This is a genomic window from Bradyrhizobium sp. ORS 285, from assembly GCF_900176205.1.
Taxonomy (GTDB): domain Bacteria; phylum Pseudomonadota; class Alphaproteobacteria; order Rhizobiales; family Xanthobacteraceae; genus Bradyrhizobium.
In genome coordinates this window covers 3,624,144-3,649,209 of the sequence record NZ_LT859959.1, presented here as the reverse complement: position 1 = coordinate 3,649,209, position 25,066 = coordinate 3,624,144, and the positions used below count along the sequence as shown (strand labels likewise).

At 65.1% G+C, this 25,066-nt stretch carries 25 protein-coding genes; 19 read left to right on the top strand and 6 right to left on the bottom strand.

The genetic code is table 11. The features are described 5' to 3' along the window. The first annotated feature begins 72 nt into the window (after positions 1–72). A complete protein-coding gene (locus BRAD285_RS16320; RefSeq protein ID WP_006614713.1) occupies positions 73–300 on the top strand; it encodes a hypothetical protein in 228 nt (75 codons plus the stop codon). Positions 301–303: 3 nt separating this feature from the next. Here the strand turns inward: BRAD285_RS16320 and BRAD285_RS16315 are convergent, their stop codons facing one another. Beyond that, positions 304–651, bottom strand: a complete 348-nt coding sequence (locus BRAD285_RS16315; RefSeq protein WP_035648426.1) for a hypothetical protein — start codon at positions 649–651, stop codon at positions 304–306. 126 nt (positions 652–777) lie between these two features. Here BRAD285_RS16315 and BRAD285_RS16310 point away from each other — a divergent pair, with 126 nt between their 5' ends. The 3 genes from BRAD285_RS16310 (at position 778) to BRAD285_RS16300 (ending at position 5,894) form a co-directional block, all read left to right on the top strand. Further along, on the top strand, positions 778–1,482 hold the full coding sequence (locus tag BRAD285_RS16310; protein ID WP_006614711.1) for a glutathione S-transferase N-terminal domain-containing protein: 705 nt from the start codon (positions 778–780) through the stop codon (positions 1,480–1,482). Further along, positions 1,479–2,456, top strand: coding sequence for an oxygenase MpaB family protein (locus BRAD285_RS16305; protein WP_006614710.1), 978 nt, complete (start codon positions 1,479–1,481; stop codon positions 2,454–2,456). Before BRAD285_RS16310 ends, BRAD285_RS16305 begins: the two co-directional genes overlap by 4 nt. A gap of 141 nt (positions 2,457–2,597) precedes the next feature. Continuing rightward, the gene (locus BRAD285_RS16300; RefSeq protein WP_035648476.1) at positions 2,598–5,894 is read left to right on the top strand and encodes a DEAD/DEAH box helicase; all 3,297 of its coding nucleotides are present in this window, start codon (positions 2,598–2,600) and stop codon (positions 5,892–5,894) included. Between the two features lie 30 nt (positions 5,895–5,924). On the opposite strand, the gene BRAD285_RS16295 is transcribed toward BRAD285_RS16300, so the two are convergent. Further along, a complete protein-coding gene (locus BRAD285_RS16295; RefSeq protein ID WP_006614708.1) occupies positions 5,925–6,125 on the bottom strand; it encodes a hypothetical protein in 201 nt (66 codons plus the stop codon). Positions 6,126–6,343: 218 nt separating this feature from the next. Here BRAD285_RS16295 and BRAD285_RS16290 point away from each other — a divergent pair, with 218 nt between their 5' ends. The 9 genes from BRAD285_RS16290 to BRAD285_RS16250 all read left to right on the top strand — a co-directional run bounded on the left by BRAD285_RS16290 (position 6,344) and on the right by BRAD285_RS16250 (position 15,448). Beyond that, positions 6,344–6,700, top strand: coding sequence for an ArsC family reductase (locus BRAD285_RS16290; RefSeq protein WP_006614707.1), 357 nt, complete (start codon positions 6,344–6,346; stop codon positions 6,698–6,700). Positions 6,701–7,007: 307 nt separating this feature from the next. Further along, positions 7,008–7,763, top strand: a complete 756-nt coding sequence (locus tag BRAD285_RS16285; protein WP_035648423.1) for an ABC transporter ATP-binding protein — start codon at positions 7,008–7,010, stop codon at positions 7,761–7,763. Continuing rightward, the gene (locus BRAD285_RS16280; protein WP_006614705.1) at positions 7,756–8,502 is read left to right on the top strand and encodes an ABC transporter ATP-binding protein; all 747 of its coding nucleotides are present in this window, start codon (positions 7,756–7,758) and stop codon (positions 8,500–8,502) included. Before BRAD285_RS16285 ends, BRAD285_RS16280 begins: the two co-directional genes overlap by 8 nt. 41 nt (positions 8,503–8,543) lie before the next feature. Beyond that, positions 8,544–9,767, top strand: coding sequence for an ABC transporter substrate-binding protein (locus BRAD285_RS16275; RefSeq protein ID WP_006614704.1), 1,224 nt, complete (start codon positions 8,544–8,546; stop codon positions 9,765–9,767). A gap of 79 nt (positions 9,768–9,846) precedes the next feature. Next, positions 9,847–10,710, top strand: coding sequence for a branched-chain amino acid ABC transporter permease (locus BRAD285_RS16270; RefSeq protein ID WP_006614703.1), 864 nt, complete (start codon positions 9,847–9,849; stop codon positions 10,708–10,710). 1 nt (position 10,711) lies between these two features. Continuing rightward, positions 10,712–11,680: a branched-chain amino acid ABC transporter permease gene (locus tag BRAD285_RS16265; RefSeq protein ID WP_006614702.1), complete on the top strand. Its 969-nt coding sequence runs from the start codon at positions 10,712–10,714 to the stop codon at positions 11,678–11,680. 144 nt (positions 11,681–11,824) lie between these two features. Beyond that, entirely contained in the window at positions 11,825–12,469 is a 645-nt protein-coding gene (locus tag BRAD285_RS16260) for a DUF47 domain-containing protein (protein ID WP_035648421.1), read from the top strand. Positions 12,470–12,483: 14 nt separating this feature from the next. Further along, the gene (locus BRAD285_RS16255; protein WP_006614700.1) at positions 12,484–13,491 is read left to right on the top strand and encodes an inorganic phosphate transporter; all 1,008 of its coding nucleotides are present in this window, start codon (positions 12,484–12,486) and stop codon (positions 13,489–13,491) included. Between the two features lie 337 nt (positions 13,492–13,828). Continuing rightward, positions 13,829–15,448: a peptide chain release factor 3 gene (locus tag BRAD285_RS16250; RefSeq protein ID WP_006614699.1), complete on the top strand. Its 1,620-nt coding sequence runs from the start codon at positions 13,829–13,831 to the stop codon at positions 15,446–15,448. A gap of 21 nt (positions 15,449–15,469) precedes the next feature. Here BRAD285_RS16250 and BRAD285_RS16245 read toward each other — a convergent pair whose 3' ends face one another. After that, positions 15,470–15,886 carry a MarR family winged helix-turn-helix transcriptional regulator gene (locus BRAD285_RS16245; protein WP_244422363.1) on the bottom strand — a complete coding sequence of 139 codons (417 nt, stop codon included), beginning with the start codon at positions 15,884–15,886 and terminating at the stop codon, positions 15,470–15,472. A gap of 494 nt (positions 15,887–16,380) precedes the next feature. Here BRAD285_RS16245 and BRAD285_RS16240 point away from each other — a divergent pair, with 494 nt between their 5' ends. Next, positions 16,381–18,315, top strand: a complete 1,935-nt coding sequence (locus tag BRAD285_RS16240) for an autotransporter domain-containing protein (protein ID WP_244422361.1) — start codon at positions 16,381–16,383, stop codon at positions 18,313–18,315. A gap of 69 nt (positions 18,316–18,384) precedes the next feature. Here BRAD285_RS16240 and BRAD285_RS16235 read toward each other — a convergent pair whose 3' ends face one another. The 3 genes from BRAD285_RS16235 to BRAD285_RS16225 all read right to left on the bottom strand — a co-directional run bounded on the left by BRAD285_RS16235 (position 18,385) and on the right by BRAD285_RS16225 (position 20,470). Beyond that, positions 18,385–18,786, bottom strand: a complete 402-nt coding sequence (locus tag BRAD285_RS16235; protein WP_006614696.1) for a response regulator transcription factor — start codon at positions 18,784–18,786, stop codon at positions 18,385–18,387. Next, positions 18,783–19,649 (bottom strand): S1C family serine protease, encoded by an 867-nt coding sequence (locus BRAD285_RS16230; protein ID WP_006614695.1) that lies wholly within the window; start codon positions 19,647–19,649, stop codon positions 18,783–18,785. Before BRAD285_RS16230 ends, BRAD285_RS16235 begins: the two co-directional genes overlap by 4 nt. An 89-nt stretch (positions 19,650–19,738) precedes the next feature. Further along, positions 19,739–20,470, bottom strand: a complete 732-nt coding sequence (locus BRAD285_RS16225) for an aspartate/glutamate racemase family protein (RefSeq protein ID WP_006614694.1) — start codon at positions 20,468–20,470, stop codon at positions 19,739–19,741. A 159-nt stretch (positions 20,471–20,629) separates the two neighbouring features. On the opposite strand from BRAD285_RS16225, the gene BRAD285_RS16220 reads away from it, so the two are divergent. The 5 genes from BRAD285_RS16220 to BRAD285_RS16200 all read left to right on the top strand — a co-directional run bounded on the left by BRAD285_RS16220 (position 20,630) and on the right by BRAD285_RS16200 (position 25,044). After that, positions 20,630–21,226, top strand: coding sequence for a hypothetical protein (locus BRAD285_RS16220; protein ID WP_006614693.1), 597 nt, complete (start codon positions 20,630–20,632; stop codon positions 21,224–21,226). A gap of 96 nt (positions 21,227–21,322) precedes the next feature. Beyond that, entirely contained in the window at positions 21,323–21,910 is a 588-nt protein-coding gene (locus BRAD285_RS16215; protein WP_035648419.1) for an NnrU family protein, read from the top strand. 111 nt (positions 21,911–22,021) lie between these two features. Then, a complete protein-coding gene (locus BRAD285_RS16210) occupies positions 22,022–23,617 on the top strand; it encodes a class I adenylate-forming enzyme family protein (protein WP_006614691.1) in 1,596 nt (531 codons plus the stop codon). 180 nt (positions 23,618–23,797) lie between these two features. Next, a complete protein-coding gene (locus tag BRAD285_RS16205; RefSeq protein ID WP_006614690.1) occupies positions 23,798–24,451 on the top strand; it encodes a tetratricopeptide repeat protein in 654 nt (217 codons plus the stop codon). A gap of 71 nt (positions 24,452–24,522) precedes the next feature. After that, a complete protein-coding gene (locus BRAD285_RS16200) occupies positions 24,523–25,044 on the top strand; it encodes a hypothetical protein (RefSeq protein WP_035648473.1) in 522 nt (173 codons plus the stop codon). Positions 25,045–25,066: the final 22 nt, after the last annotated feature.

Sequence of the window (25,066 nt, the reverse complement as noted above, 5' to 3'; positions counted from 1 at the left end):
TGTCAATCTTGACGGATTCGCGACTCGGTGCATTGCTTCGCTCCCATGTTCGAGAACACCCGATTGGCACGCATGAGCGACGGGCATTATTGCCTGGTGCGCGACCTTGGCCTGGTCAAGGGCGGCAAGGGCATGCGCTATCATGAGGTGGTGGTCGACTTCAGCTATCGCGGCATCAAGCTGTTTGCGAAGCAGGGCGCGTTGGCGCTGATGCGCCGGGTTGCGGCGAAACTCGCACAGCACGAGACGACGTCGAAGCTGCCGGCGCTCCTGCGCGTGCGTCTGCGCGAGCCGCAGTAAACCTCACCGCCTGGGCTTGCGCTTCGGATCGTACGGGCTGTCCGGATTCACGTCGAGATCGACATCGGCGACGCAATATTGCGGCTGGCTGTGGCTGCGCCCGGAATGCCAGCGTCCCTCGCGCAACTCGACCTCGCTCATCTCGGCCACGTCGAAGCACTTCCACTGACCGCCCCGCGGCAGACCGCTGCTCGCGCCACCCGCGAACTGGAAGGCGAGCACGCGCTCGCGGCCCGCTGTGTGGCCCAGAATGATCGGACAGACCGCGCGGGCGTGGCCGCGATACATGCACAGCAACTGTTGGCGCCTCATCATCGCCTGCATGATCAGGTCATAGGTCGGACTCGGCATGCGCCATCTCTGCACATCGGCTGCACGATAAGACCATCCTGCCGCACCGGTTCCCAGCTCATGTCTTGCGACGCGAGCGCATGGGCTTAGATTGAGACCTCAACGCAACAGGCGAGCCAAGCCATCATGTCCGACCTTTCCAGCTTCCCCATCACTAAGCGCTGGCCGGCGCAGCATCCCGACCGCATCCAGCTCTATTCGCTGCCGACGCCCAACGGCGTGAAGGTCTCGATCATGCTGGAGGAGACCGAGCTGGCCTACGAGCCGCACACGATTGATTTTGGCAAGGACGACCAGAAGACGCCGGAATTCCTGTCGCTCAATCCGAACGGCAAGATCCCGGCGATCATCGATCCCGACGGTCCTGGCGGCCAGCCGCTCGGCCTGTTCGAATCCGGTGCGATCCTGCAGTACCTTGCCGAGAAGACCGGAAAATTCCTGCCGAGCGATCCGGCGCGGCGCTGGCAGACCATCCAGTGGCTGCATTTCCAGATGGGCGGCGTCGGGCCCATGTTCGGCCAGCTCGGCTTCTTCCACAAATTCGCCGGTCGCGAGTATGAGGACAAGCGGCCGCTGCAGCGCTACGTGGCCGAGAGCAAGCGGCTGCTCGGCGTGCTCGAGGCGCGGCTCGACGGGCGCGAGTGGATCATGGACGGCGACTACACCATCGCCGACATCGCAACTCTGGGATGGGTGCGCAACCTGATCGGTTTCTACGGCGCGCGCGAAATCTCGGCCTTCGACGAACTCAAGCACGTGCCGGCCTGGCTGGAGCGCGGCCTGGCGCGGCCGGCGGTGCAACGCGGGCTGGAGATCCCGAAGCGGCCGTGATCGTCAGCGAGGCCGATTTCGCGCGTTGCCTCGACGAGGTGCTCTCGGCGCCCGCGCAAGCGGGCGACGGCGTGCTCGGCCCCGACAGCGTGATGTGGCGGGTGCATCGCGAGGCGGCGCTGTTTCTCGGCGCCGGCCGCGCGCTGCTGTTGCAGCTCGCTCATCCCTGGGTGTCGGCCGGCATTGCCGAGCAGTCGAAGGTGTTCGCCGACCCGCTCGGCCGCTTCCACCGCACCTTCAGCATCGTCTACACGATGGTGTTCGGCACGCGCGACCAGGCGGCCGCCGTCGCACGTTGGCTGTACCGGCGTCACGCGGCCGTCGGTGGCGTGATGACGGAGACGGCCGGGCCGTTCGCGGCCGGTTCGCGCTACCGCGCCAATGACGTCGAGGCGTTGCGCTGGGTGCATGCGACGCTGGTCGAGACGGCGATGATGTCGTACGGCCTGCTGTGTCCGCCGCTGACCGATGCCGAGCGCGAACAGTATTGGCGCGAGGCGATGCGCTTCGCCGGGCTGTTCGGCATTCCTCGCGACGTGCTGCCGGCGGACTGGGTGTCCTTCAAGATCTACACGGCCGCGATGATGGAGTCGGAGACACTGACGGTCAGCACCGCCGCGCGCGATATCGCCCAGCGCATCTTCTCGGGCGAGGCGACCTGGGTCGGGCCGCCGCGCTGGTTCTCCGCGCTGACTGCCGAGATGCTGCCGGAGAGGTTGCGGTTGGCGTTCGATCTGCCGGATGGCGCGCGCGAGCATCGCAGCGCCGCGCGGGCGCGGATCTGGCTGCCGCGGCTCTACGCGGCGTTGCCGCCGAGATTACGCACCGTCGGCCCCTATCAGGAGGCCATGGCGCGCCTCTGCGGCGAGCCTTGTCCGTCCTTCACGCGGCTGCTCAACCGCGGCTGGATCGGGCAGCCGCTCATGCCGGCTGCGAACGCCGCTGGCGTGCGGCGCCCTTCCGCGCAGAGCTGAACTCGCGTTGCGCGGTTGGGGCCAACAGGCGCGCCGTTCCGCGGAGATATCCCCAGGCCGCAGGCCTACGCCCATCTTTCGGCGCTGATCGTGCTACATGGGTGCTGCGCAGCCACGTTGGCGTGCGTCAGGTTCACCATCATGCCGCTTCCCTTCAAAAAGCCCGGGGCCATCCGTTCGCTTTTCAGCCATGCCGCCTTTCAGAAGGCGGAGCTCCTCCAGCGCGGTGGCGGCGTTTTCGATCTCGAGATCAGCGACGACGGCCTCGAGCTGGCCGCGTCGGTAAATGGCTCGCAATCCTGGCCGTATGAGGTCGAGATCAGGCTGAAGCCGGACAAGCACGGGCGCGTCGGCGTCATCGGAACGTGTACGTGCCCGATGCAATTCAACTGCAAGCATGTCGCGGCCGTGCTGCTCGAAGCGATCGAGCCGCCGGAGGAAGATGGCGCCGACGTGAGGAAACCGGCGAAGCTGGAGAAGGCGAGCCCGGTGGTGCTGCCGCCGGAGATTACGACCTGGCTGAACAGGATTGGCGCGGTCAGCCGTGGGGAGGCCTATCCTCCCGCGGTCAAGCAGAGGCTGATCTATGGTGTGCAGCCGCATTCCGAGTCCGGAGGCGCAGCCTATCCGGTCGTCCGACTGTGGTCGGTTCGGGTCGGCAAGGACAACAGCTTTTCCGGAGCGTTCTCGAAGGTCGAGAGGATGCCAGCAGGCGCCGATTATGCGGCGGCGTACTACCGCGACAGCGATCTCGATATCGCGACGCGGCTTGGACCCCACGTCTTTCTCGACGGACAGTGGGCGTTCCGAATCGGCTCTCCCGCGCTGTTGAAGCGGATCGTCGACACGGGGCGGGCCTATTGGCGCGACCATGCCGGCCCGCTGCTGCGCTGGGGCGACAAGCGCAGTGGTCGCATCGAATGGCAGCCAGTCGGTCTGCGAGGCGTCGGTGCAAGGCTCGTCGTCGAAGGCGTGACGGCGCTGCATGCCAATCCGCCCGTGTACGCCGAGGAAAAGACCGGAATCGTCGGCGAGGTCGATCCGGGGATCGATCCGCAAATGGCGCAGCACCTGCTGAGTGCGCCGACGCTGCCGAAGGCGGTGATCGGCGAGGTCTCGCGGCATCTCAGCCAGCGGCTGCCCGCGCTCGATCCCGCCCTGCTGCCGTCGCCGCCGAGCGAGGTCGTCAAGATCGAGGCCAAGCCGGTGCCGATCCTGCACCTGCGACGCGGACCTTATCCGGGCTATGGTTTCCAGGGCGTCCACACCAGCGGGCTTCCGCTCGGCGTGGTCCGCCAGGTCTTCCGTTATGGTCCGATCGAGATCGAAGCCGACCAGGGCGGCAACGAGACCGAGCTTTTTCACGACGGCCGCGTGCACCTTGTGACGCGCGCCAAGGCGGACGAGCGCAAGACGTCGAAGAGGCTGAGCGACCTCGGGCTCGTTCCGCTCAGGAAAGTCCAGACCTACAGCTTCGGCGGCTTCGGCGGTGATCTCACTTTTGCCGACGAGGGCCGCTGGCTGCAGTTCATGCATCTCGACGTCGATGCGTTGCGGGCGGAGGGCTTCGAGATCCGCATCGATGACACCTTCCCGTTCCGGATGGCCGAGTCCTCCGGCGTCGTCGACATGGAGATCGAAGGCAGCGGGATCGACTGGTTCGAGTTCGGCTTCAAGATCGACATCGACGGCAAGCCGCATGATCTCGCCGAACTGCTGGCGCGGCTGCTCGCGCAGCCCGGGATCGTCGACGCGCTGGCCGACGCGGACGCCAGTGCGAAGCACATGTATGTGCCGCTGCCCGACGGCCGACACCTGGCGCTCGCGGCCGGCCGTTTCCTGCCGGTCCTGCTGGCCCTGCAGACGATGGGACTGAGCGGCGGCAGCTTCGATGCCTCCGGCAAGCTCCGGCTGTCGCGTGCGCAATTGGTGCCGCTGCTGGCGCATGACGCGGAGGCATTCAAGGGACCTGACGATCTGCGGCGGCTGGCCGATCTGGTCCGGCAGCATCGGCACGATGACATCGAGCTACCTGCCGGCTTCAAGGCCAAGCTGCGGCCTTATCAGCAGCAGGGCGTCGCCTGGCTCGATCTCTTGCGGCAGGCCAATCTCGGCGGCGTGCTGGCCGACGACATGGGCCTCGGCAAGACGGTGCAGGTGCTGGCGCTGCTCGCGCTGGAAAAGGCGCGCGGTGCGATCAAGGCGCCGGTGCTGATCGTCGCGCCGACCAGCCTGATGACGAACTGGTCCAACGAGGCCGCCAAGTTCGTGCCTGATCTGAAGGTCCTGGTGTTCCACGGCGCCGCGCGCAAGGAGCTGGTCGATCAGATCCCGCAGCACGACGTGGTGCTCACGACCTATCCCCTGATCGCGCGCGACCATGAGTTGATCCTCGGCCGCGACTGGCACATGGCCATCCTCGACGAGGCGCAGACCATCAAGAACCCGAACGCAGCAACGACGCGCTGGCTCAGCGCCATCAAGGCCAGTCATCGCTTCTGCCTCACGGGCACGCCGATGGAGAACCATCTCGGCGAGCTCTGGTCGATCATGAGCTTCGTCAACCCCGGCTATCTCGGCGACAAGACCGCGTTCACCCGCAACTGGCGTTCGCCGATCGAGAAGGAGGGCGACCAGATGCGGGCGGCGGCGCTGACGCGCCGGGTCAAGCCGTTCCTGTTGCGACGGACCAAGGAGGAGGTGGCCTCCGAGCTGCCGGCCAGGGTCGACATCGTCGAAACGGTCGCGATCGAGGGCAAGCAGCGCGACCTCTATGATTCGATCCGTGCGGCGATGGCCAAGAAGGTGCGCAAGGCGCTCGATGAGAAGGGGCTTGCGCGCAGCCACATCGTCGTCCTCGAGGCGCTGCTGCGGCTGCGCCAGGTCTGCTGCGATCCGCGGCTGGTGAAGCTCGACGACAAGACCGAGCGGCCCTCGGCCAAACTCGACCGTCTCATGGAGATGGTCGAGGAACTGGTCAGCGAGGGACGCAAGATCATCATCTTCTCGCAGTTCACTTCGATGCTGGCGCTGATCGAGCAGCGCTTCCAAGCGGCTGAGATCGGTTACGAACTTCTCACCGGCGAGACTCGCGATCGCAAGCGCGCGATCGAAGGGTTTCAGAAAGGGAAGAGTCCGGTCTTCCTGATCAGTCTGAAGGCTGGCGGCGTCGGGCTGAACCTGACGGCCGCAGACACCGTGATCATCTACGATCCCTGGTGGAACCCCGCCGTCGAGGCCCAGGCGATCGACCGTGCCCACCGCATTGGCCAGGACAAGAAGGTCTTCGTCTATCGGCTGGTGACCGCCGGCACGATCGAGGAGAAGATCGGCGAGTTGAAGCAGCGCAAGCAGGCGATCGCCGATCGGCTGTTCGACAACGAAGGCAACATTGGCAAGGCGCTCACCGAGGACGATATTGCCGCGCTGCTGTCCTGAACGATGATCGCGTCATCGCCCATCTCACGCTCAGGCCAGCGCGATGTCCTCGCGATCGCTGATCTCCTCGACCCAGGCATGGGCGGCGAACCATTCGTGATAGGTTCGGCAGTGCGGGCAGTAGGCGCGCGAGAAGAACACGGGCATGCGCTGAAAGCGCGCGGCATCCATTTCCATTCCTGTCTCGATGCTGCGGCCGGTCTGCGGACAACGCACCATGATCTTGCCCATTCGCAGTCTCCTGTTCGCGCGCCAGATACGCCGGGGATGCGAAGAAAATGTAATGCTCAGCCGACACTTTCATGGCAAAGGTCCGTATGAATTCCGACGGCGGAACGAACGGCGTTTGCGCATCAAAAGCAGGTGAATCGCACTGCAAAATGCGAGGTGGATTGTCGCAACATGAGACATTCGCTGCAGGCGCACACGATGGGTTGAGGACGAGTGGCATGAGCATCACGATCTACGGAATCAAGAACTGCGACACGATGAAGAAGGCGCGTGCCTGGCTCGATGAGCACGGCGTGGTCTACGACTTCCACGACTACAAGACGGCGGGAATCGACAAGGCGACGTTGAAGGCCTGGAGCGACGAGGTGGGTTGGGAGGTTTTGCTCAATCGCGCCGGGACGACGTTCAAGAAACTGCCCGATGCGGACAAGGAGGGACTCTCCGAGAGCAAGGCGATCGCGCTGATGCTGGCGCAGCCCTCGATGATCAAGCGCCCGGTGCTCGATCTCGGAGCCAAGCGCGTGGTTGGCTTCAAGCCGGACGTCTACGCGACCGAAGTGAAGGTCGCCAAATAGCAACTCGGCTGTTCCCATCGTCGCGCTCGCGACATCCGCGGGCGCGAGCCCAGGCGAAGCAAACGGCGGTGGTCCGTTACTCTATGTCTGCGAGTAGGCCACAGCCGAATCAACGCGAGGTTCATCGATCGCCTCGCGGGCCGTTTGCCCAGCTTTCCGCCTTGCTTAACTCCCTCGTTTGACGGCATATTCCGGCCCGAAGCGGTCGCGGAGGGCGACGCTGATACGTTCGAGCCCTCCAGTAGAGCCGCCGTACAGGAAGAAGCGAGGGCCGGCCGCGACACGCGCCGGCTCGGGGGGAATCTGTTTGGCTGACGAGTTCATTCTCGAGACCCACGGATTGACGAAGGAATTCGCGGGATTTTTTGCCGTTCGCGATGTTTCGCTCAAGATCCGCCGGGGCACCATTCACGCGCTGATCGGCCCGAACGGGGCCGGCAAGACGACGTGCTTCAATCTCCTGACCAAGTTCCTGCGGCCCTCGGCCGGCAAGATTCTCTATAAGGGGCAGGACATTACGGCTGTCGCGCCGGCCGACGTGGCGCGCCTTGGCCTGGTCCGTTCGTTCCAGATCTCGGCAGTGTTTCCGCATCTCACCGCGCTGGAGAACGTCCGCGTCGCGCTGCAGCGGCAGCATGGCTCGTCGTTCGATTTCTGGCGCTCCAAAAGCGTGCTGAACCGCTTCAACGGTCGGGCGCTGGAGTTGCTCAACGATGTCGGCTTGAGCGAATTCGCCAATATTCCGGCTGTCGAAATGCCCTATGGACGCAAGCGTGCGCTGGAGATCGCGACCACACTCGCGCTCGATCCGGAGATGATGCTGCTGGACGAGCCGATGGCCGGCATGGGCCATGAGGACATCGACAAGATCGCCGCCCTGATCAAGCGGATCTCGGCCAAGTACACGATCCTGATGGTCGAGCATAATCTCAGCGTCGTCGCCAACCTCTCCGACACCATCACGGTGCTGACGCGCGGGCAGGTGCTGACCGAGGGACCATATTCCGAGCTCTCCAAGGATGAGCGCGTCAAGGAAGCCTATCTGGGAGCCGGACATGCCTGAGGTGATGACGGCCAACAAACCCGGGCAGGCGGCTGCGACGAACACCATTCTCGACGTCAAGAATCTCGAGAGCTGGTACGGCGAGTCCCACATTCTCCACGGCATGAACTTCCACGTGAATGCCGGCGAGGTCGTCACCTTGCTCGGGCGCAACGGCGCCGGCAAGACCACGACCTTGAAGTCCATCATGGGGATCATCGGCAAGCGCAGCGGCTCGGTCGCTTTCAATGGCCGCGAGCTGATCCGCATGACCTCGGACAAGATCGCGCGCCTCGGCATCGCGCTGTGTCCGGAGGAGCGCGGCATCTTCGCCAGCCTGGATGTGCGCGAGAACCTGCTGCTGCCGCCGGTGGTGCGGCCGGGTGGGCTTTCGCTCGACCAGATCTTCGAGCTGTTTCCCAATTTGAAAGAGCGGCTGAAGAGCCAGGGCACCAAGCTCTCCGGCGGCGAACAGCAGATGCTGGCGATCGCGCGCATCCTGCGTACGGGTGCGAGCTTCCTGATGCTGGACGAGCCGACCGAAGGTCTCGCGCCCGTCATCATCCAGCAGATCGGCCACACCATCGCGCGGCTGAAGAAGGAGGGGTTTACGATCCTCCTCGTCGAGCAGAACTTCCGTTTCGCCTCGACCGTCGCCGATCGCTACTACGTCGTCGAGCACGGCAAGGTCATCGACGGCTTCGCCAATGCCGATCTGTCCGCCAACATGGACAAGCTGCATACTTATCTCGGCGTCTGACCGGCGCCGCGACTGTTTCTTGGAATTTTGGAAAGTTGGACATGAAGAACAAATTCATCGCGTCATTGCTGCTGGGCACGGCACTCACGCTCGCCACTGGCAGCATCGCCTTCGCGGGCGACAAGACCGTCAAGATCGGCGCGCTGTCCGATCAGTCCGGCCTGTACTCCGATCTCGGCGGGCCCGGCTCGACCTTGGCGACGCAGATGGCGATCGAGGATTCCGGGCTCACCGCGAAGGGCTGGAAGATCGACGTGGTCACCGGCGACCACCAGAACAAGCCTGATATCGGGACCTCGATCGCCCGGCAGTGGTTCGACGTCGACAAGGTCGACATCATCGTCGACGTGCCGAACTCCGGCGTGGCGCTGGCGGTGAACAACGTCGTCAAGGAGAAGAACGGCGTCTACATCAATTCGGGCGCGGCGACCTCCGACCTCACCAATGCACAGTGCTCGCCGAACACCGTGCACTGGACCTACGACACCTACATGCTCGCCCACACCACTGGCCAGGCCCTGGTCAAGGCGGGCGGCACGAGCTGGTTCTTCCTGACGGCGGACTACGCCTTCGGCGCCGCGCTGGAGCGCGACACCACGGCGGTGGTCACCGCCAATGGCGGCAAGGTGATCGGCGGCGTCAAGCATCCGCTCAACACCTCGGACTTCTCGTCCTTCCTGCTGCAGGCGCAGTCGTCTGGCGCCAAGGTGATCGGCCTCGCCAATGCTGGCGGCGACACCACCAACTCGATCAAGCAGGCGGCCGAGTTCGGCATCACCAAAGGCGGCCAGAAGCTCGCTGCGCTGCTTCTCTTCCTCACCGACGTGAAGTCGATCGGGCTCGACATCGCGCAAGGCCTCAACTTCACCGAGACCTTCTACTGGGACATGAACGACCAGACCCGCGCGTTCTCCGACCGCTTCGCAAAGCGGATGAAGAACGGCGCACCGCCGACGATGGTCCAGGCCGGCGTGTATGCGGGCCTGCTGCATTACTTCAAGGCGCTGGAGGCGCTCGGTGAGAACCCGCATGACGGCGTGAAGATCGTCGACAAGATGAAGTCGATCCCGACCGAGGATGCGCTGTTTGGCAAGGGCGAGATCCAGCCCAACGGCCGCACCATCCACACCGCTTATCTATTCGAGGTCAAGAAGCCGTCGGAGTCGAAGAGCCCGTGGGATCTGTACAAGCTGGTCGGCTCGGTGCCGGGCGACCAGGCCTTCACCCCGCTCGACAAGAGCGCCTGCGCGCTGTTGAAGAAGTAAGCCGCTGCAGCCCCCGGCGGTTCGCCGCCGGGGCTGTCGTTTGACCTTTGGGAAACGCCGAGAAAAACAGAACAAGACGATGCAGGCCCTCTACGCACAGCTCCTGGTCGGACTGATCAACGGCTCGTTCTACGCGCTGCTCAGTCTCGGGCTTGCCGTCATCTTCGGCATGCTCAACATCATCAATTTCGCGCATGGCGCGCTCTACATGATGGGCGCGTTCTGCGCCTATTTTCTGCTGAACCTCGGCGGCATTAATTATTGGTTCGCGCTTTTGCTGGCGCCGATCATCGTCGGCGCCTTCGGCATGGTGCTCGAGCGCACCATGCTGCAATGGCTCGCCGGGCTCGATCACCTTTACGGCCTGCTGCTGACCTTCGGACTGGCCCTGATCATCCAGGGCGTGTTCCAGAACTTCTTCGGCTCGTCCGGCCTGCCTTATGCCATTCCCGAGCAACTGCGCGGCGGCATGAATCTCGGCTTCATGTTCCTGCCGATCTACCGCGGCTGGGTGGTGATCTTCTCGCTCGTGATCTGTCTCGCCACATGGTTCCTGATCGAGCGCACCCGGCTCGGCGCCTATCTGCGGGCGGCCACCGAGAACCCGACCTTGGTGCGGGCGTTCGGCATCAACGTGCCGCGCATGATCACGTTGACCTACGGCCTCGGCGTGGGGCTTGCCGCGCTTGCGGGCGTGTTGTCGGCCCCGATCAACCAGGTCCGTCCCTTGATGGGCGAGAACATCATCATCGTCGTGTTCGCGGTCGTCGTGATCGGCGGCATGGGCTCGATCATGGGCTCGATCATCACCGGCTTCGCGCTCGGCGTGATCGAGGGACTGACCAAATATTTCTATCCCGAGGCTTCCAACACCGTGGTCTTCGTTCTGATGGTCCTGGTGCTGCTGGTGAAGCCGACGGGTCTGACCGGACGGGCGGCCTGACATGACATCGATCACCGACGACACCCAGCCGATCACCCCGCGCGCCATGCGCGACGAGATGATCGTGTTCGTCATCATGGCGGCGCTGCTCGCCATCGTGCCGTTCACCGGGCTGTACCCGTTCTTCGTCATGCAGGCTCTGTGCTTCGCGCTGCTCGCCTGCGCCTTCAACCTCCTGATCGGCTATGGCGGCCTGCTGTCATTCGGGCATGCGATGTTTCTGGGCACCGCAGGCTATTGCAGCGCGCATGCGCTGAAGGTGTGGGGACTGCCGCCGGAGCTCGGCATCCTCACCGGCGTCGCCGGATCGTTCGTGCTGTCGGTGATCACCGGCTACATCTCGATCCGTCGCCAGGGCATCTATTTCGCGATGATTACGCTGGCGCTCTCGCAATTGCTCTACTTCATCTATCTGCAGGCGCCGTTCACGCATGGCGAGGACGGCATCCAGGGCATTCCTCAGGGCCGGATGTTCGGTATCCTCGACCTGTCCAAGCCGACCGTGCTCTATTATGTCGTGCTTGTCGGCTTCCTGGCTGGCTTCCTCATGATCTTCCGCACCATCAACTCACCGTTCGGAGAGGTGCTGAAGTCGATCCGCGAGAACGAGCAGCGGGCGATCTCACTCGGTTACAAGACCGACCAGTACAAGCTGCTGGCCTTCATCCTGTCCGGCACGCTGGCCGGTCTCGCGGGAGCGCTGAAGGTCTTCGTTGCCCAGAATGCGTCGCTGACCGACGTCGAGGTGGCCATGTCCGGCCAGATCGTGCTGATGACGCTGGTCGGCGGGCTCGGTACGGTGTTTGGACCGGTGGTCGGGGCCTTCGTCATCGTGGGCATGCAGCAATATCTGGCCGGGTTCGGCCAGTGGGTGACGGTGATCCAGGGCGTCATCTTCGTGTCCTGCGTGCTCACCTTCCGCCGCGGCGTGATCGGAGAAATCGCCCACCTGCTCAAGCGATCGCTCTAAGCCTCTGATCTAACGAGGATAATGCCGGAATGGCGGAAAGCGGTGGATGACCCGCCCTCCGCTTCTTCTGCGGCACAATCCGGAGTATGACACTTCCGTGACGGGCCAGCCCTGGCCCGTTTCGGATTGGATGGATCTCGTCCCATGCTGAACTGGTTTCGCGCCGTCCTCCCCAAGGAGGAGCGGTTTTTCGATTTGTTCGCCCGCCACAACAAGGTGGTGATCCAGGGCGCGCATGCGCTGCAGGACATGCTCAAGGGCGGCGACGACGTGCTGACCCATTGCCAGCGCGTCAGCCAGTTCGAGAACGAGGCCGACAACATCACGCGCGAGGTGCTGACCGCCGTCCGCCGCACCTTCATCACCCCGTTCGACCGCGGCGACATCAAGAACCTGATCACCTCGATGGACGACGCCATCGACCAGATGCAGCAGACCGCCAAGGCTGTGGTGCTGTTCGAGGTGAAGGAGTTCGAGCCGACGATGCGCGAGATGGGCACCTTGCTGGTCGATTGCGCCAATCTGATCGGTCGCGCGCTGCCGCTGCTGCAGGCGATCGGCCAGAACGTGCCGATGATCACCGCGATCACCGAGGAGATGACCAAGCTCGAGGGCCGCGTCGACGACCTCCATGATATCGGCCTGAAGGAGCTGTTCCTCAAGCATCGCAACGCCAACACCATGGACTTCATCGTCGGCGCCGAGATCTACGACCATCTGGAGAAGGTCGCCGACCGCTTCGACGACGTCGCCAACGAGATCAATTCGATCATGATCGAACAGGTCTAGGGTAGGGCCCCGCCGTGGACGCTCATCTCGGCCTTCCCATCCTGGTCGGCCTCATCGCCGTCGCGCTCGCCTTCGACTTCCTGAACGGCCTGCACGACGCCGCCAACTCGATCGCGACCATCGTCTCGACCCGCGTGCTGCGGCCGCAATATGCGGTGTTCTGGGCCGCGTTCTTCAATTTCGTCGCCTTCGGCGTGTTCGGCCTGCATGTCGCTCAGACCATCGGCACGGGGATTATCGACCCGGCGATCGTCGACGCGCAGGTGATCTTCGCAGCCCTTGTCGGCGCCATCGTCTGGAACCTCGTCACCTGGGCGGCTGGCATTCCCTCGTCGAGCTCGCATGCGCTGATCGGCGGACTGGTCGGGGCAGGGGTCGCCAAGGCCGGCATTTCGGCCGCGGTCTGGAGCGGACTGACGAAGACAATCCTCGCCATCGTGCTGTCGCCGCTGGTCGGCCTGATCCTGGCAATGATCCTCGTCGCGATCGTGTCCTGGGCATCGGTGCGCTCAACGCCCTTTGCTGTGGACCGCGCTTTCCGCATCCTGCAATTCGCCTCGGCGTCGCTGTACTCGCTCGGTCATGGCGGCAACGATGCGCAGAAGACGATGGGCATCATCGCCGTGCTGCTGTACTCGCAGGGCCATCTCGGCGAGCATTTCACGGTGCCGTTCTGGGTCGTGCTGTCGTGCCAGACGGCGATGGCGCTGGGGACGCTGATGGGCGGCTGGCGCATCGTCCGCACCATGGGCCTGCGCATCACCAAGCTGAACCCGATGCAGGGCTTTTGCGCCGAGACCGGCGGCGCCATCACGCTGTTCCTGGCGACCTTCCTCGGCGTGCCGGTCTCGACCACCCACACCATCACCGGCGCCATCGTCGGCGTCGGCGCCGCCCGCCGCGCCTCGGCGGTACGCTGGAACGTCGCCGGATCGATCGTCTACGCCTGGATCTTCACGATCCCGGCCTCGGCGATCGTCTCGGCGCTGAGCTTCTGGCTGGTCTCGGTGCTGCGGCACTGACACCCGGAGCGAGGCCGGTTTCGGAACGATTGGGGCCTCATGGTTCGAGACGCGCCGCAAGGGCGGCGCTCCTCACCATGAGGGTTGGGATTTTGCCGAGTCTAGGGATTTCGCTGCACATTCGGACCTCGTCCTGAGGAGCGCGCCATTTGGCGCGCGTCTCGAAGGACGGCCACGGGCGGGGTGCCAATTCCGACTGGCCTACGTTCCGCCCGGTTAACTCCCCGGTTGGAGTTGCGGTGCAAAACGCCTATATGGAGGGCGCGCGGCGGCCGTGAGCCCGCGCTTTTCCCACGACATCGCCGCTCTCTGGCCCCGAACCGACGTCCGCCGCCCCATGTCCGATACCGCCGTCACCACCGACCAGCCGTCCCGCTCGCCTCTGTCAGACGAGGTGGCGCGCCGGCGCACCTTTGCCATCATCTCGCATCCGGACGCCGGCAAGACCACGCTGACCGAGAAGCTGCTGCTGTTCGGCGGCGCCATCAACCTCGCCGGCCAGGTCAAGGCCAAGGGCGAACGCCGTAACACCCGCTCGGACTGGATGAAGATCGAGCGCGAGCGCGGCATCTCCGTCGTCACCTCGGTGATGACCTTCGAGTTCGAAGGACTGGTGTTCAACCTCTTGGACACGCCCGGCCACGAGGACTTCAGCGAGGACACCTATCGCACACTCACTGCGGTCGACTCCGCGGTCATGGTGATCGACGCCGCCAAGGGCATCGAGGCGCGCACGCGAAAGCTGTTCGAGGTCTGCCGCCTGCGCGACATCCCGATCATCACCTTCATCAACAAGATGGACCGCGAGAGCCGCGACACCTTCGATCTCCTCGACGAGATCGAGAAGACGCTGGCGCTCGACACCACGCCGATGACCTGGCCGGTCGGTCGCGGTCGCGACTTCATCGGCACCTATGACGTGAGAGACGGCGGCGTGCGGCTGCTCGAGGGCGGCGGCGCCAAGACCGGCGCGGCGCAGCAGATCGAAATCTCCGAGCTCGGCAAGCTCAATGCCAATCTGGACATGAGCCAGATCACCGACGAGCTCGAGCTGGTCAAGGAAGCCTGCAAGCCGTTCGAGCTCGACGCGTTCCGCGAGGGCCATCTGACGCCGGTGTATTTCGGCAGCGCGCTACGCAATTTCGGCATCGGCGATCTCCTCGAAGGCCTTGGCCGCTACGCGCCGTCGCCGCGCGCGCAGGACTCCAATTTGCGCAAGGTCGACGCCGCCGAGCCGCGCATGAGCGCCTTTGTCTTTAAGATCCAGGCGAACATGGATCCCAACCACCGCGACCGCATCGCGTTCGCGCGGCTGTGCTCGGGCAAGCTCAACCGCGGCATGAAGGCGAAGCTGGTGCGCACCGGCAAGACCATGCCGCTGTCGAGCCCGCAATTCTTCTTCGCGCAGGACCGCTCGGTCGCGGACGAGGCCTTCGCCGGCGACGTCGTCGGCATTCCCAATCACGGCTCTTTGCGCATCGGCGACACGCTGACCGAGGGGGAGGATCTGACATTCGTCGGCGTGCCGAGCTTTGCGCCCGAAATCGTCCGCCGCGTTCGCCTCACCGACGCGATGAAGGCGAAGAAGCTGAAGGAAGCGCTGCAGCAGATGTCGGAAGAGGGCGTCGTGCAGGTGTTCCGCCCGCGCGACGGCGCGCCTGCGCTGGTCGGCGTCGTCGGTCCGCTGCAGCTCGACGTGCTGAAAGCGCGGCTCGATGCCGAATACTCGCTGCCCGTCGAGTTCGAAATCTCCGAGTTCTCGCTGGCGCGCTGGATCTCCTGCGACGACAAGAAGAAGCTGGAAGCGTTCATCGCCTCCAACAATTCCGGCGTTGCCGACGACGTCGACGGCGATCCGGTGTTCCTGGCCAAGAACGAGTTCTATCTCGGCTACACCAAGGAGCGCGCCGAAGGCATCGTGTTCTCCAACGTCAAGGACGTGAAGAAGAAGGCGTAAGCCAACTCTCTCGTCGTTGGACTATCGATTTCGGCCGAAGACCTCGAGCACCTGCAGGAGCTGCTGGTGTCCCTCGGCGTCGACCTTGTCGATCAGCCGCTGCTCGTGCTCCTGCACCAGACGGTCGGCACGCGCGAGCAACTCGGTGCCGACTGCGGTCAGATGCAAGGCGTTGGTACGCCGGTCTGACGACGGCAAACGCTCCAGCAGGCCCCGTTCCTGAAGCTCGTCGAGCGGGGGGATAATCCCGGAGCGGCTGATGCCGAGCACCTCCGAAAGCGCCATTTGCGACAGACCGGGATTGTCGCGGACCACAACCAGGATCGAATATTGGGCGGGGCGAATGTCGAGCGGCGCTAGCGTGGCGTTGAAGTCCTCGAAGACCCAGAGCTGCGCCTGCCGGATCAGATAGCCCGCAAGCCCCGTCAGGGCCGCCACGCTGATCTCAGGCCGATCCTTGCCTGCCTCTGAGGTGACCACCCGTCGTTTCGGACGTGCGAGTGCGCCGCGCGAGGCTAGTTGAGTCCGATCCGCCAAGTTACCCTCATATCTGATGTATCCAAGCCACACATTGCCCCATCGTGCCGTCGAAACAAACCGAATGTGCAATTGTTCTTGGCGTGAACAGATCAGCTCATGAACATTATGTGCATAAGAGCGACCATATGACGCGCTGACGTCGGGAGTGAGATACCCCTGAGTAGTTTCGCAGGCCTCTCACCTCCTCCTGTCCAAGCGTGTCCGCAACGCGATCAACGCGCCGGCGCTCATGAGGGGGAGTCGAAATGCGCAGTGTCGGACGGGGCAGGTCCAAGACCGCCGAGGGCAAGCACGCAAGCTACAAGCACGCTTATCATCAACGACCGATCGGGGCGGCCCGCACGTCATCGTGCGGTCGCTGGGTCCTTGCTGCGGCTGTGGCCGCGACGGGGATGGCTTGGAGTTCGACCAACGCCTCAGCCCAAACCTATACGCCGATCGCGGTCGTTCCGACCTCCGATGCCTATGCCTACATCCAGCAGAATCCATCTGTTCGAGGACTGTTCGGTCCGACGGTCACGGGCCAGTTCACGAGGCTGACGGTGTTCGGCGACAGCTACGCCGATTGGGGAAATGCGCTGCGGGCCGGATCGGCAGTCCCTCCGAGCGGTCGCTACAGCGCGGGGCTGTCGATGGCCGACGCGCTCCAGCTCCATTATGGTCTTCCCACCTCGGCAGTCGCCAACTACGCGACCGGCGGCGCGATGAGCGGCGACACCAACGTCGGAAACCTGTTGGGGCCGCCCGTTCCGGTGCTGCCGGGGACCGGCACGGAAATCAGGACGTTCGTTGCGGCGGGCGGGCGTTTCGGCCCGCAAGATCTCGTCAGCATCACCACTGCGGGCGGCAATGACGGCGTGCCGATCCTGTTCAATCCGGCCATCACGCAAGCCCAGATGAACGCGGCCGCTGCGCAGACCACGTCCAACATCATGTCGGGCGTTCAGCAACTCGTTCAGGTCGGCGCACGCAACATCGCGATCATGTCGGTGGGAGATCTGTCATATCTGCCGATCGCCCCCGGCAATGCGAACATTCACTATTTCCAATCTATATTGACGCAGATGGAGCAGGCCAGCCTGGCGCCGTTGGCGCGCTCCGGCGTTCGCATCTTCTTCTTCGATCTAGGCACCCTGACGCAGAAGGTCGTCGCCAATCCGTCCCTCTACGGCTTCGCCAACGTCACACAGGCCTGTACGGCCGTGCCCTCTTGCGTCGGTGGCAGCGTCGCTGCGCAGAACCAGTTTCTGTCCTATGACGGCCTGCATTTCACGACCGCCGGCTTCGCCTTGATCGGGCGTTATCAGACCAACCAGATCGATGCGCCGTTGACGGTGGCCCCGCAGGGCGAGGTGGCGATGTCGCTTGCCAATGGCTTTGCCGGCTCGGTGTTCGGCCATATCGACGCCTATCGCAACGTCTCCGGGGCCGCCAATGCCATGAACGCGTTGGCGGCGGACATGCCGGCAAAGGCGATCCGTGCGGCCACCACCGGCGTGCAAAACCCCTGGTCGGTCTATGGCGATGTCGCCTATGCCGGGGGCAGTCGCGACTCCCAGCAATTCCTGTCGAGCTACAACTATCAATCGCTCGGCGGGCGGATCGGGCTTGACTATCAGCTATCGCCCGACCTGATGCTCGGCGGCCTGTTCAGCTATGCTCAGCCCAACGTAAATCTCTCCGTGCAGAACGCGCACGAGAAGATCGATGCCTATCAGATCGGCGCCTACGCCGCCTACAGCCGCGCCAACTGGTTTGCCGATGCGTTGCTCGCCTATGGCCGGCAGGCGATCGCCACCGACCGTCAGGGCGTCATCGATACGATCCGCGGCTCGACCCATGCAGACACGTTCACTGTCGCCGCCCGCGGGGGCTATCTCTGGGATCTCGGCGCGTTGCGGATGGGACCGATCGGCGGACTGTCCTATACCCGTGCGCAGATCGCAGGTTACACCGAAACCGGCGACATCCTGCTCACCAACATCGTCAACCGCCAGAGCCTGGAGAGTCTGACGGGAAGCGCGGGCGTCCAGTTTCGCGCGCCGTTCGCAGCGGCGGGAGCGTTCTACAATCCATACCTGAACCTGACCGTCGAGCACGATTTCCTCGGCTCCGCACGCACGCTGATCACGACCCAGGTGACGACGCCCTTGTTGCCGGTCCTGACCCCGATCGACGGACGCAGGGCGACCTACGGGAAAGCAGCGGCCGGCTTGGCCGCGGCTATCACCGACAAGATCAGCATCAATGTCGGCGTGGTCAGCACGTTCGCCGGATCCGATCGCAACGACTATGGCGTGAACGGCGGACTCAAGGTCGCGTTCTGAGCTTGCGCGGGATGGGCGGCTTACGGCGTCGTTCGCCGTCTCCTTGCAAACATGCTGCGCCGGCGCCGCTCATAACTCGATGATCCCGCGCCGCGCGGCATGCGCGACCGCATCCGTCCGGCCGGTGGCGTCGAGCTTGTCGAGCAGTGAGCCGACGTGGAATTTTGCCGTATGCACTGATATGCCGAGGCTGCGCGCGATCTCCTTGTTGGAGCAGCCCTCGGCCATCAGCGCCAGCACGTCGCGCTCGCGCGCGGTGAGTTGAAACGCGTCGCTCGCTTGGTTGCGATCCGCATCGTTCTCGCCCGCATCGCCGCTGCTCGGCGCGATGACTGCAACGTCGGCGCTCTCACCGGGTGCGACCAGCCGCAGGCCGGCGACGCCGCCGAGCAGCGCCGCCAGCCGGTCGGCCAGCTCGGCATCGCCGACCGCGATGGCGATCGTGATCGGCGCGATGTCGTCGGCGCTCACGCAGGGCGCTCGCCGATGGTCAGGGCCAGTTGCAACGGCTCGCCGCCGCGCAGCGCGGCGATCTCGACCACGGCGCCGACGCTGTCCGGGCCGAGCTCGCGCATCAAGGCGCGCATGCCCCGGAACGGCTCCTTGTTGAGCGCGGTGATGACATCGCCCTGGCGGAGGCCAGCGGTCGCGGCGGGTCCATTCTTGTCGACGCTCATCACCATCGCGCCGAGGCCATCATCGAGTCGGACCGGTTGCAGGCCCGCGCCGAGATAGCCGCGGGCGATGCGACCATGGGCCTCGAGCTTGCTTGCGACGCGCGTGATGGTCGCGGCAGGAATGACCAGCGTGCGGCGCGGCCCGCGCACGGCCATGCCGATCGCGCGCCCCTGCGCGTCGAGCACGAGGCCACCTTCGGAGCTGTGACGCAACCGCGTGTCGAGCTCGATCCGAGCGTCGATGTCGCCGCCGCGCAGGCTGCGCCAGGGACCGGTGGATTTCGACACCAGCGCCAGCGCCGCAACCGGCGTTCCCTGATCTGCGGCCGTGATGACGGCAAGCGACCCAAGCGGCGGGACATCGCTCGCGAGCGGCGCAGCCGGCGCGTCCTGGCCGTCGAAGCGGAGCAGGGCGATATCGGTGGTGTGATCGCGCCCGACGATCGTGGCTGGCCGAGCGGTGCCGTCGGCGAAGACGAGTGAAACCTCACCCTCGTCAGCCAGCGCCTCGTCCGCCGTGACTACGAGGCCCGGCTTCCAGTGGAAGCCGGAGGCCCGCGAGCGGTGCGAATGGACGGAGACCAGAGACGGCGAAGCAGAGGCCACCGTGGTGGAGAGCGCTGACGACAGCGCGGAGAGGGCAGAGAGATCGGACATCTTGAGCTCCATCGGTTGCAACCAATGTGGAGCGTCGATGGTCGTTTCGGAACTCCCCAGGTGGGCAGGCCCCTCGTCCGCAGCTCCGCTCAAATCGTCGTGCGCGCCTTCGGCAGCGGAAATGCGAGATCGCCGTGCTTCGATGTCTTCAGCCCCAATCCGACCAGCGCCTCGGCGAAGCGCACCGCGGCAGCCACGCCGTCGATCACGGGAATGCCGAGCTCACTGGAGAGGTCGTGCGCGAGATCGGCCATGCCGGCGCAGCCGAGCACGATGGCGCCGATGCCGTCCTCGCGCAGCGCCGCGCGGCATTCGCCGAGTAGCGTGCCACGGACATTGGACTCCGGCTTATCGAGATCGAGCACGGCGACGTCGACCGCGCGCACCTTGCGACAGTGATGCTCCATGCCGTAGTTGCGCACGAGGTGCTCTGCGATCACCTTGGTACGCGACAGCGTGGTGACGACGCTGAAATGCGTCGCAACGAAGCTGGCCGCATGCATCGCGGCCTCGGCTATTCCGAGCACGGGCGCCGCGGACAATTCGCGCGCGGCCAGCAGGCCGGGATCACCGAAGCAGGCGATCACATGCGCGTGGCAGCCTTCCGCATCGCCGGCTTCGACCTCCTTGAGCATGCCGACCGCCGCGATCGCCTCGTCATAATGCCCCTCGATCGAGGCCGCGCCGAACCGCGCGGTGCGGCCGACGATGCGCGTATTCGGGCTGGCGCTGACTTGCGCGGCCTTCGCGATCAGCTCGGTCATCGTCGCCGTCATGTTCGGGTTGATGACGTTGATCACGGTCTCGCTGGGGCGGCTCATCGGTACGTCCGTTGTTATCGTGTCCTGCCGTGTTCTAGCCGAGTTCCGCTGCAACGGTCGAGAGCCGTGGGCTTGCGGGAACGCACGGAAGTGAACGGGATTGAGCTTGCGAATTCCCTGGCCACGACCAGATCTGAACCGTCCCATCCCGAGTGTGCCATGCTGCGTGTGATCGTGCTTCTCCTGCTGATGTTGGCCGCCTCGGGCGCCGCCGACGCACGCCGGCGCCAGATCAACCCGGTGCCGTTCGCGCACACGCCGTGCAGCGTGCTCGACGAGCAGCCATGCACGCCGTCGTTCTGCAGCGTGTACGGACCTTGGCCATGCATCCCGGAGATGAACTATCCCTACGGCCAGAACCTGCAGCTGACCATCGAGAGTAAGCCGGCCAAGGACCAGGCGGCCAAGTACGAGAGGCCGGACCATGATCTCGACACCATCGGAGATCTGTTCGCCGCGCTCCGCGCGTGCTGGACACCGCCGACGGAGGACAGCGCCCGCGCCGGCATGCAGATGACGGTCCGCTTCAGCTTCAAGCGGACCGGCGACATGGTGGCGCCGCCGCGCGTGACCTTCGCCACCTCGGGCGTATCGGCCGATACCCGTGCGACCTATCTCAAGGCGATCAATGCCTCGCTCGACGCCTGCCTGCCGCTGAAGTTCACCTCCGGCCTCGGCGGCGCGCTGGCCGGCCGGCCCATCGCCATCCGCTATGTCGACAATCGCGACCTGAGCAAAACGTCGCAGCAGCAATAGCTCTATCGACGCCACCAGGTCGACACCACGTTGCGAGGCGGCCCCCGAAGATGATACCCAGTTCCCCACGAGTTGCGTGCACGAGAGGGGGACGCCGTGGGACTTGTGGTGATGGTGGTGGGCTTGGTGCTGTTTCTCGGCGCCCATGTGTTCACGACCCGGCGCGAGGCGCGGGCGCAGGTGATCGCGAAGCTGGGCGAGGCGCCCTATAAGCTCGTCTACACCGTCGTTGCGCTGGCGGGTCTGGCGCTGATCGTCTGGGGCTTTGCCGAGTACCGACATGGCGGCGGCTGGATTCAGGTGTGGACGCCGCCGAAGGCGCTCAAGCACATCAATCTCGCCTTGATGCTGCCAGCCGTCATCATGATCGTCGCCGCCTATATCCGCGGCCGCATCTACACCACGCTGAAGCATCCGATGCTGGCCGGCGTGAAGCTGTGGGCGTTCGGCCATCTGCTCGCCAATGGCGATCTCGGCGGCATCATCCTGTTCGGCTCGATCCTGGCTTGGGCCGTGTTCGACCGCATTTCCTTGAAGCGCCGCGCTGACGCCGGAGGACCGCCGATCCCCGTCGGCGGCGTTGGCAACGACGTCATCGCGGTGGTGGTCGGCATCATCGTCTATGCAGCGCTGGCTTTCGCGTTCCATCCCGTCGTGCTCGGCATTCCCGTCATCGGCAATTAGCTGTTCTCGGCAGCCGCGTTCTGCCGCACAATTGCGCATCGCCCGGACCGGGCGACGCCCATGACCGGTGCCAACCGGCAACGACAAGAACAGTTCAGGGGAGGCGATCCAATGGAGTGGTCGCAGCATGCCGCGATCATGCCGAGGCGGCGTGAGCAGCGTTTCGGTGATCGCGTGGTTCCGCTGTTTGCGGAGCGTCCGGCCAGCATTTGGGACATGGTCGAACAGGCGGCCGCGCGGAACGGCCAGGGCGAAGCGCTGATCTGTGGTGAGCAACGCCTGTCGTGGCGTCAAGTCGCCGGCGCCGCGAGGCGCATTGCCGGCGGGCTGCAGGCGAGGGGCCTGGGCAAGGGCGACCGGCTGGCGCTGCTGCTCGGCAACCGCATCGAGTTCGTGCTGACGCTGTTTGCCGCCGCGAGGCTCGGCTTGATCACCGTGCTGTTGTCGACGCGGCAGCAGACCCCGGAGATCGCCTATGTGCTGAACGACTGCGGCGCCCGGCTGCTGCTGCACGAAGCGACCTTGACTGAGCGGCTGCCGGCTGCGGCCGAAACGCCTGACTTGCTGGAGCGCATCGCGGTTCACGACAATCCGGCGCGCTCCGGCTTCGCTGCGCTCGCCGGCCACGCGCCGCATGTCGATGAGATCGTCGTGGGCGAAGAGGACACCGCGATGATCCTCTACACCTCCGGCACCACGGGCCGACCGAAGGGCGCGATGCTCGCGCATTGCAACATCGTGCATTCCTCGATGATCTACGAGGCCTGCCTCGGCCTGACGCCATCCGATCGCTCGATCGCGGCGGTGCCGCTCGGCCATGTGACCGGCGTGGTCGCCAACGTCACCAGCATGGCGCGCTGCGCCGGGACCTTGATCATCATGCCGGAGTTCAAGGCCGGCGAATATCTCAAGCTCGCCGCGCGCGAACGCGTGACCTACACCGTCATGGTCCCGGCGATGTACAATCTCTGCCTGCTGCAGCCCGACTTCGACAGCCATGACCTGTCGTCCTGGCGGATCGGCGGCTTCGGCGGCGCGCCGATGCCGGTGGCGACGATCGAGAAGCTGGCGGCGAAGATCCCGGGGCTGCGGCTGGTCAACGCCTACGGCTCGACCGAGACGACCTCGCCCTCGACCCTCATGCCGCCGGATCTCACGGCCCGCCATATCGATAGCGTCGGGTTGCCCTGTCCAGGGGCCAGCATCTTGGTGATGGACGCGCAGGGCCGGGAGCTGCCGCGCGGCGAGATCGGCGAGATCTGGATCGGCGGCGGCCAGGTCATCAAGGGCTATTGGAACCGGCCGGAGGCGACCGCTGAGAGCTTCACCGCCGGCTACTGGCATTCGGGCGACCTCGGCTCGATCGACGCCGACGATTTCGTCCGGGTGTTCGACCGCCAGAAGGACATGATCAACCGCGGCGGGCTGAAGATCTATTCGGCCGAGGTCGAGTCGGTGCTGGCAGGTCATCCGGCGGTGATCGAGAGCGCGATCGTCGCCAAGCCGTGCCCGGTGCTCGGCGAGCGCGTTCATGCCGTGGTGGTGACGCGCGAGCCGATGAGCGGCGAAGCGCTGCGGCGCTGGTGCGCCGAACGGCTGTCGGACTATAAGGTCCCGGAGACCCTGACCGTGACCGCTGATCCCCTGCCGCGCAACGCCAACGGCAAGGTGATGAAACGGCAGTTGCGCGAAGGCTTGGGGGCATGATAGCCGCCGTCGACCGTTGTGGCAGGCCGGGACAGCAGTAACGCTTTGATTCGGCTGGACTCGCCTTGCCACCGCCATACCGATACGGTATCGGCGCCGGCGTGCGGGCAACGGGCGGCTCGCGCGGCACTTCAACATCATTCGCGCGAGCTCGCAGCGACTCTGACGGGATGTCACTAAGTGTCTGAATTCATTGATGAGGTCGACGAGGAGGTCCGTCGGGAACAGCTCAAGAAGCTGTGGGACCGCTACTCGCTCTTGATCATCGCCGTGGCGGTTCTGATCATCGCGGGCGTCGGCGGCTGGCGTGGATACCAGTACCTCGAATCCCAGAAGGCTGCCGAGGCGGGCGCGGCCTTCAACAAGGCCATCGAGCTGTCGGAGCAGAACAAGCACGCAGAGGCTGAAAAGGCCTTTGCCGATGTCGCCGCCACCGCCCCATCGGGATACCGCATGCTGGCCCGCTTCCACCAGGCCGCCGAGGCTGCGGTGCGCGACAAGGCGCCTGCGGTGAAGCTCTTTGACGAGCTGGCGGCCGATCGGAGCATCGGCGCCGAGCAGCAGTCGATGGCGCGCCTGCGCGCCGCGGGGCTGCTGGTCGATACCGCGCCCTATGCCGACCTCAAGCAGCGCCTGGAAGGCGAAGCTGCGGCCGGTGCGCCGTTCCGCCATGCCTCTCGCGAGCTGCTGGCCTTGTCGGCCTGGAAGGCCAACGATGCCGCCGCGGCCCGTCAATGGCTCGACATGATTGCCCTGGACGGAGAGACCCCGCCGGGCCTGCGCTCGCGCGCAGAGGCGTTGCAGGCCTTGCTGCCTGCCGTCGCCAAGAGCTGACCAGGAGCTGATGGTGCGCCGATCGCAAACGTTGCGCCGGCGAGACTGAGTTTGATCGGAAAATGACCACCATGCGTCGCCCCCAACGTCTCATCGCCCTCACCGTCCTTACCGCGCTGACCGGCGTTCTCGGCGGCTGCGCCAGCGGCGGCAGCTTCGACCCGTCGGATATGCTCGACTTCCTGGATACCAAGAAGAAGCTGCCGGGCGACCGCAAGCCGGTGTTCCCGGAGGGCGTGCCCGGTCTCGAGCAGGGCGTGCCGAAGGAGCTCTACAAGGGCGCCCAGCAGCAGCCGATGGAGGATCCGGCGGCCCAAGCCGCGGCGCCGACGCCTCCGGTGGAGCAGCCGAAGGCCAAGAAGGGCGCCAAGGGCCGCCAGCAGGCGGCCGTGAGCAATCCCGCGCCGGCCGACCCGCAGGACGGCGAGGCGGCTGCGGTCGAGGAGGGCGCCTCGGCCGTGCCGGCGGCGCCGAAGCCGAAGAAGATCGTCCGCCGCCGCACCACCGCTCCGCCGGCGGATGACGCCGCGCCCGCGCCGCAGTCGGGCGGCCAGTTCCAGGCGCCGGTGCCGAGCGGCTCGTTCAGCCGTTAATCTCAGCTGCGAATCGGCCGAT

Coding starts and splice junctions, on each gene's coding strand:
- BRAD285_RS16320 (WP_006614713.1), top strand. CDS start 73: ATGAGCGACGGGCATTATTGCCTGGTGCGCGACCTTGGCCTGGTCAAG.
- BRAD285_RS16315 (WP_035648426.1), bottom strand. CDS start 651: ATGCCGAGTCCGACCTATGACCTGATCATGCAGGCGATGATGAGGCGC.
- BRAD285_RS16310 (WP_006614711.1), top strand. CDS start 778: ATGTCCGACCTTTCCAGCTTCCCCATCACTAAGCGCTGGCCGGCGCAG.
- BRAD285_RS16300 (WP_035648476.1), top strand. CDS start 2,598: ATGCCGCTTCCCTTCAAAAAGCCCGGGGCCATCCGTTCGCTTTTCAGC.
- BRAD285_RS16295 (WP_006614708.1), bottom strand. CDS start 6,125: ATGGGCAAGATCATGGTGCGTTGTCCGCAGACCGGCCGCAGCATCGAG.
- BRAD285_RS16290 (WP_006614707.1), top strand. CDS start 6,344: ATGAGCATCACGATCTACGGAATCAAGAACTGCGACACGATGAAGAAG.
- BRAD285_RS16280 (WP_006614705.1), top strand. CDS start 7,756: ATGCCTGAGGTGATGACGGCCAACAAACCCGGGCAGGCGGCTGCGACG.
- BRAD285_RS16275 (WP_006614704.1), top strand. CDS start 8,544: ATGAAGAACAAATTCATCGCGTCATTGCTGCTGGGCACGGCACTCACG.
- BRAD285_RS16270 (WP_006614703.1), top strand. CDS start 9,847: ATGCAGGCCCTCTACGCACAGCTCCTGGTCGGACTGATCAACGGCTCG.
- BRAD285_RS16265 (WP_006614702.1), top strand. CDS start 10,712: ATGACATCGATCACCGACGACACCCAGCCGATCACCCCGCGCGCCATG.
- BRAD285_RS16260 (WP_035648421.1), top strand. CDS start 11,825: ATGCTGAACTGGTTTCGCGCCGTCCTCCCCAAGGAGGAGCGGTTTTTC.
- BRAD285_RS16250 (WP_006614699.1), top strand. CDS start 13,829: ATGTCCGATACCGCCGTCACCACCGACCAGCCGTCCCGCTCGCCTCTG.
- BRAD285_RS16240 (WP_244422361.1), top strand. CDS start 16,381: ATGGCTTGGAGTTCGACCAACGCCTCAGCCCAAACCTATACGCCGATC.
- BRAD285_RS16230 (WP_006614695.1), bottom strand. CDS start 19,649: ATGTCCGATCTCTCTGCCCTCTCCGCGCTGTCGTCAGCGCTCTCCACC.
- BRAD285_RS16225 (WP_006614694.1), bottom strand. CDS start 20,470: ATGAGCCGCCCCAGCGAGACCGTGATCAACGTCATCAACCCGAACATG.
- BRAD285_RS16220 (WP_006614693.1), top strand. CDS start 20,630: ATGCTGCGTGTGATCGTGCTTCTCCTGCTGATGTTGGCCGCCTCGGGC.
- BRAD285_RS16210 (WP_006614691.1), top strand. CDS start 22,022: ATGGAGTGGTCGCAGCATGCCGCGATCATGCCGAGGCGGCGTGAGCAG.
- BRAD285_RS16200 (WP_035648473.1), top strand. CDS start 24,523: ATGCGTCGCCCCCAACGTCTCATCGCCCTCACCGTCCTTACCGCGCTG.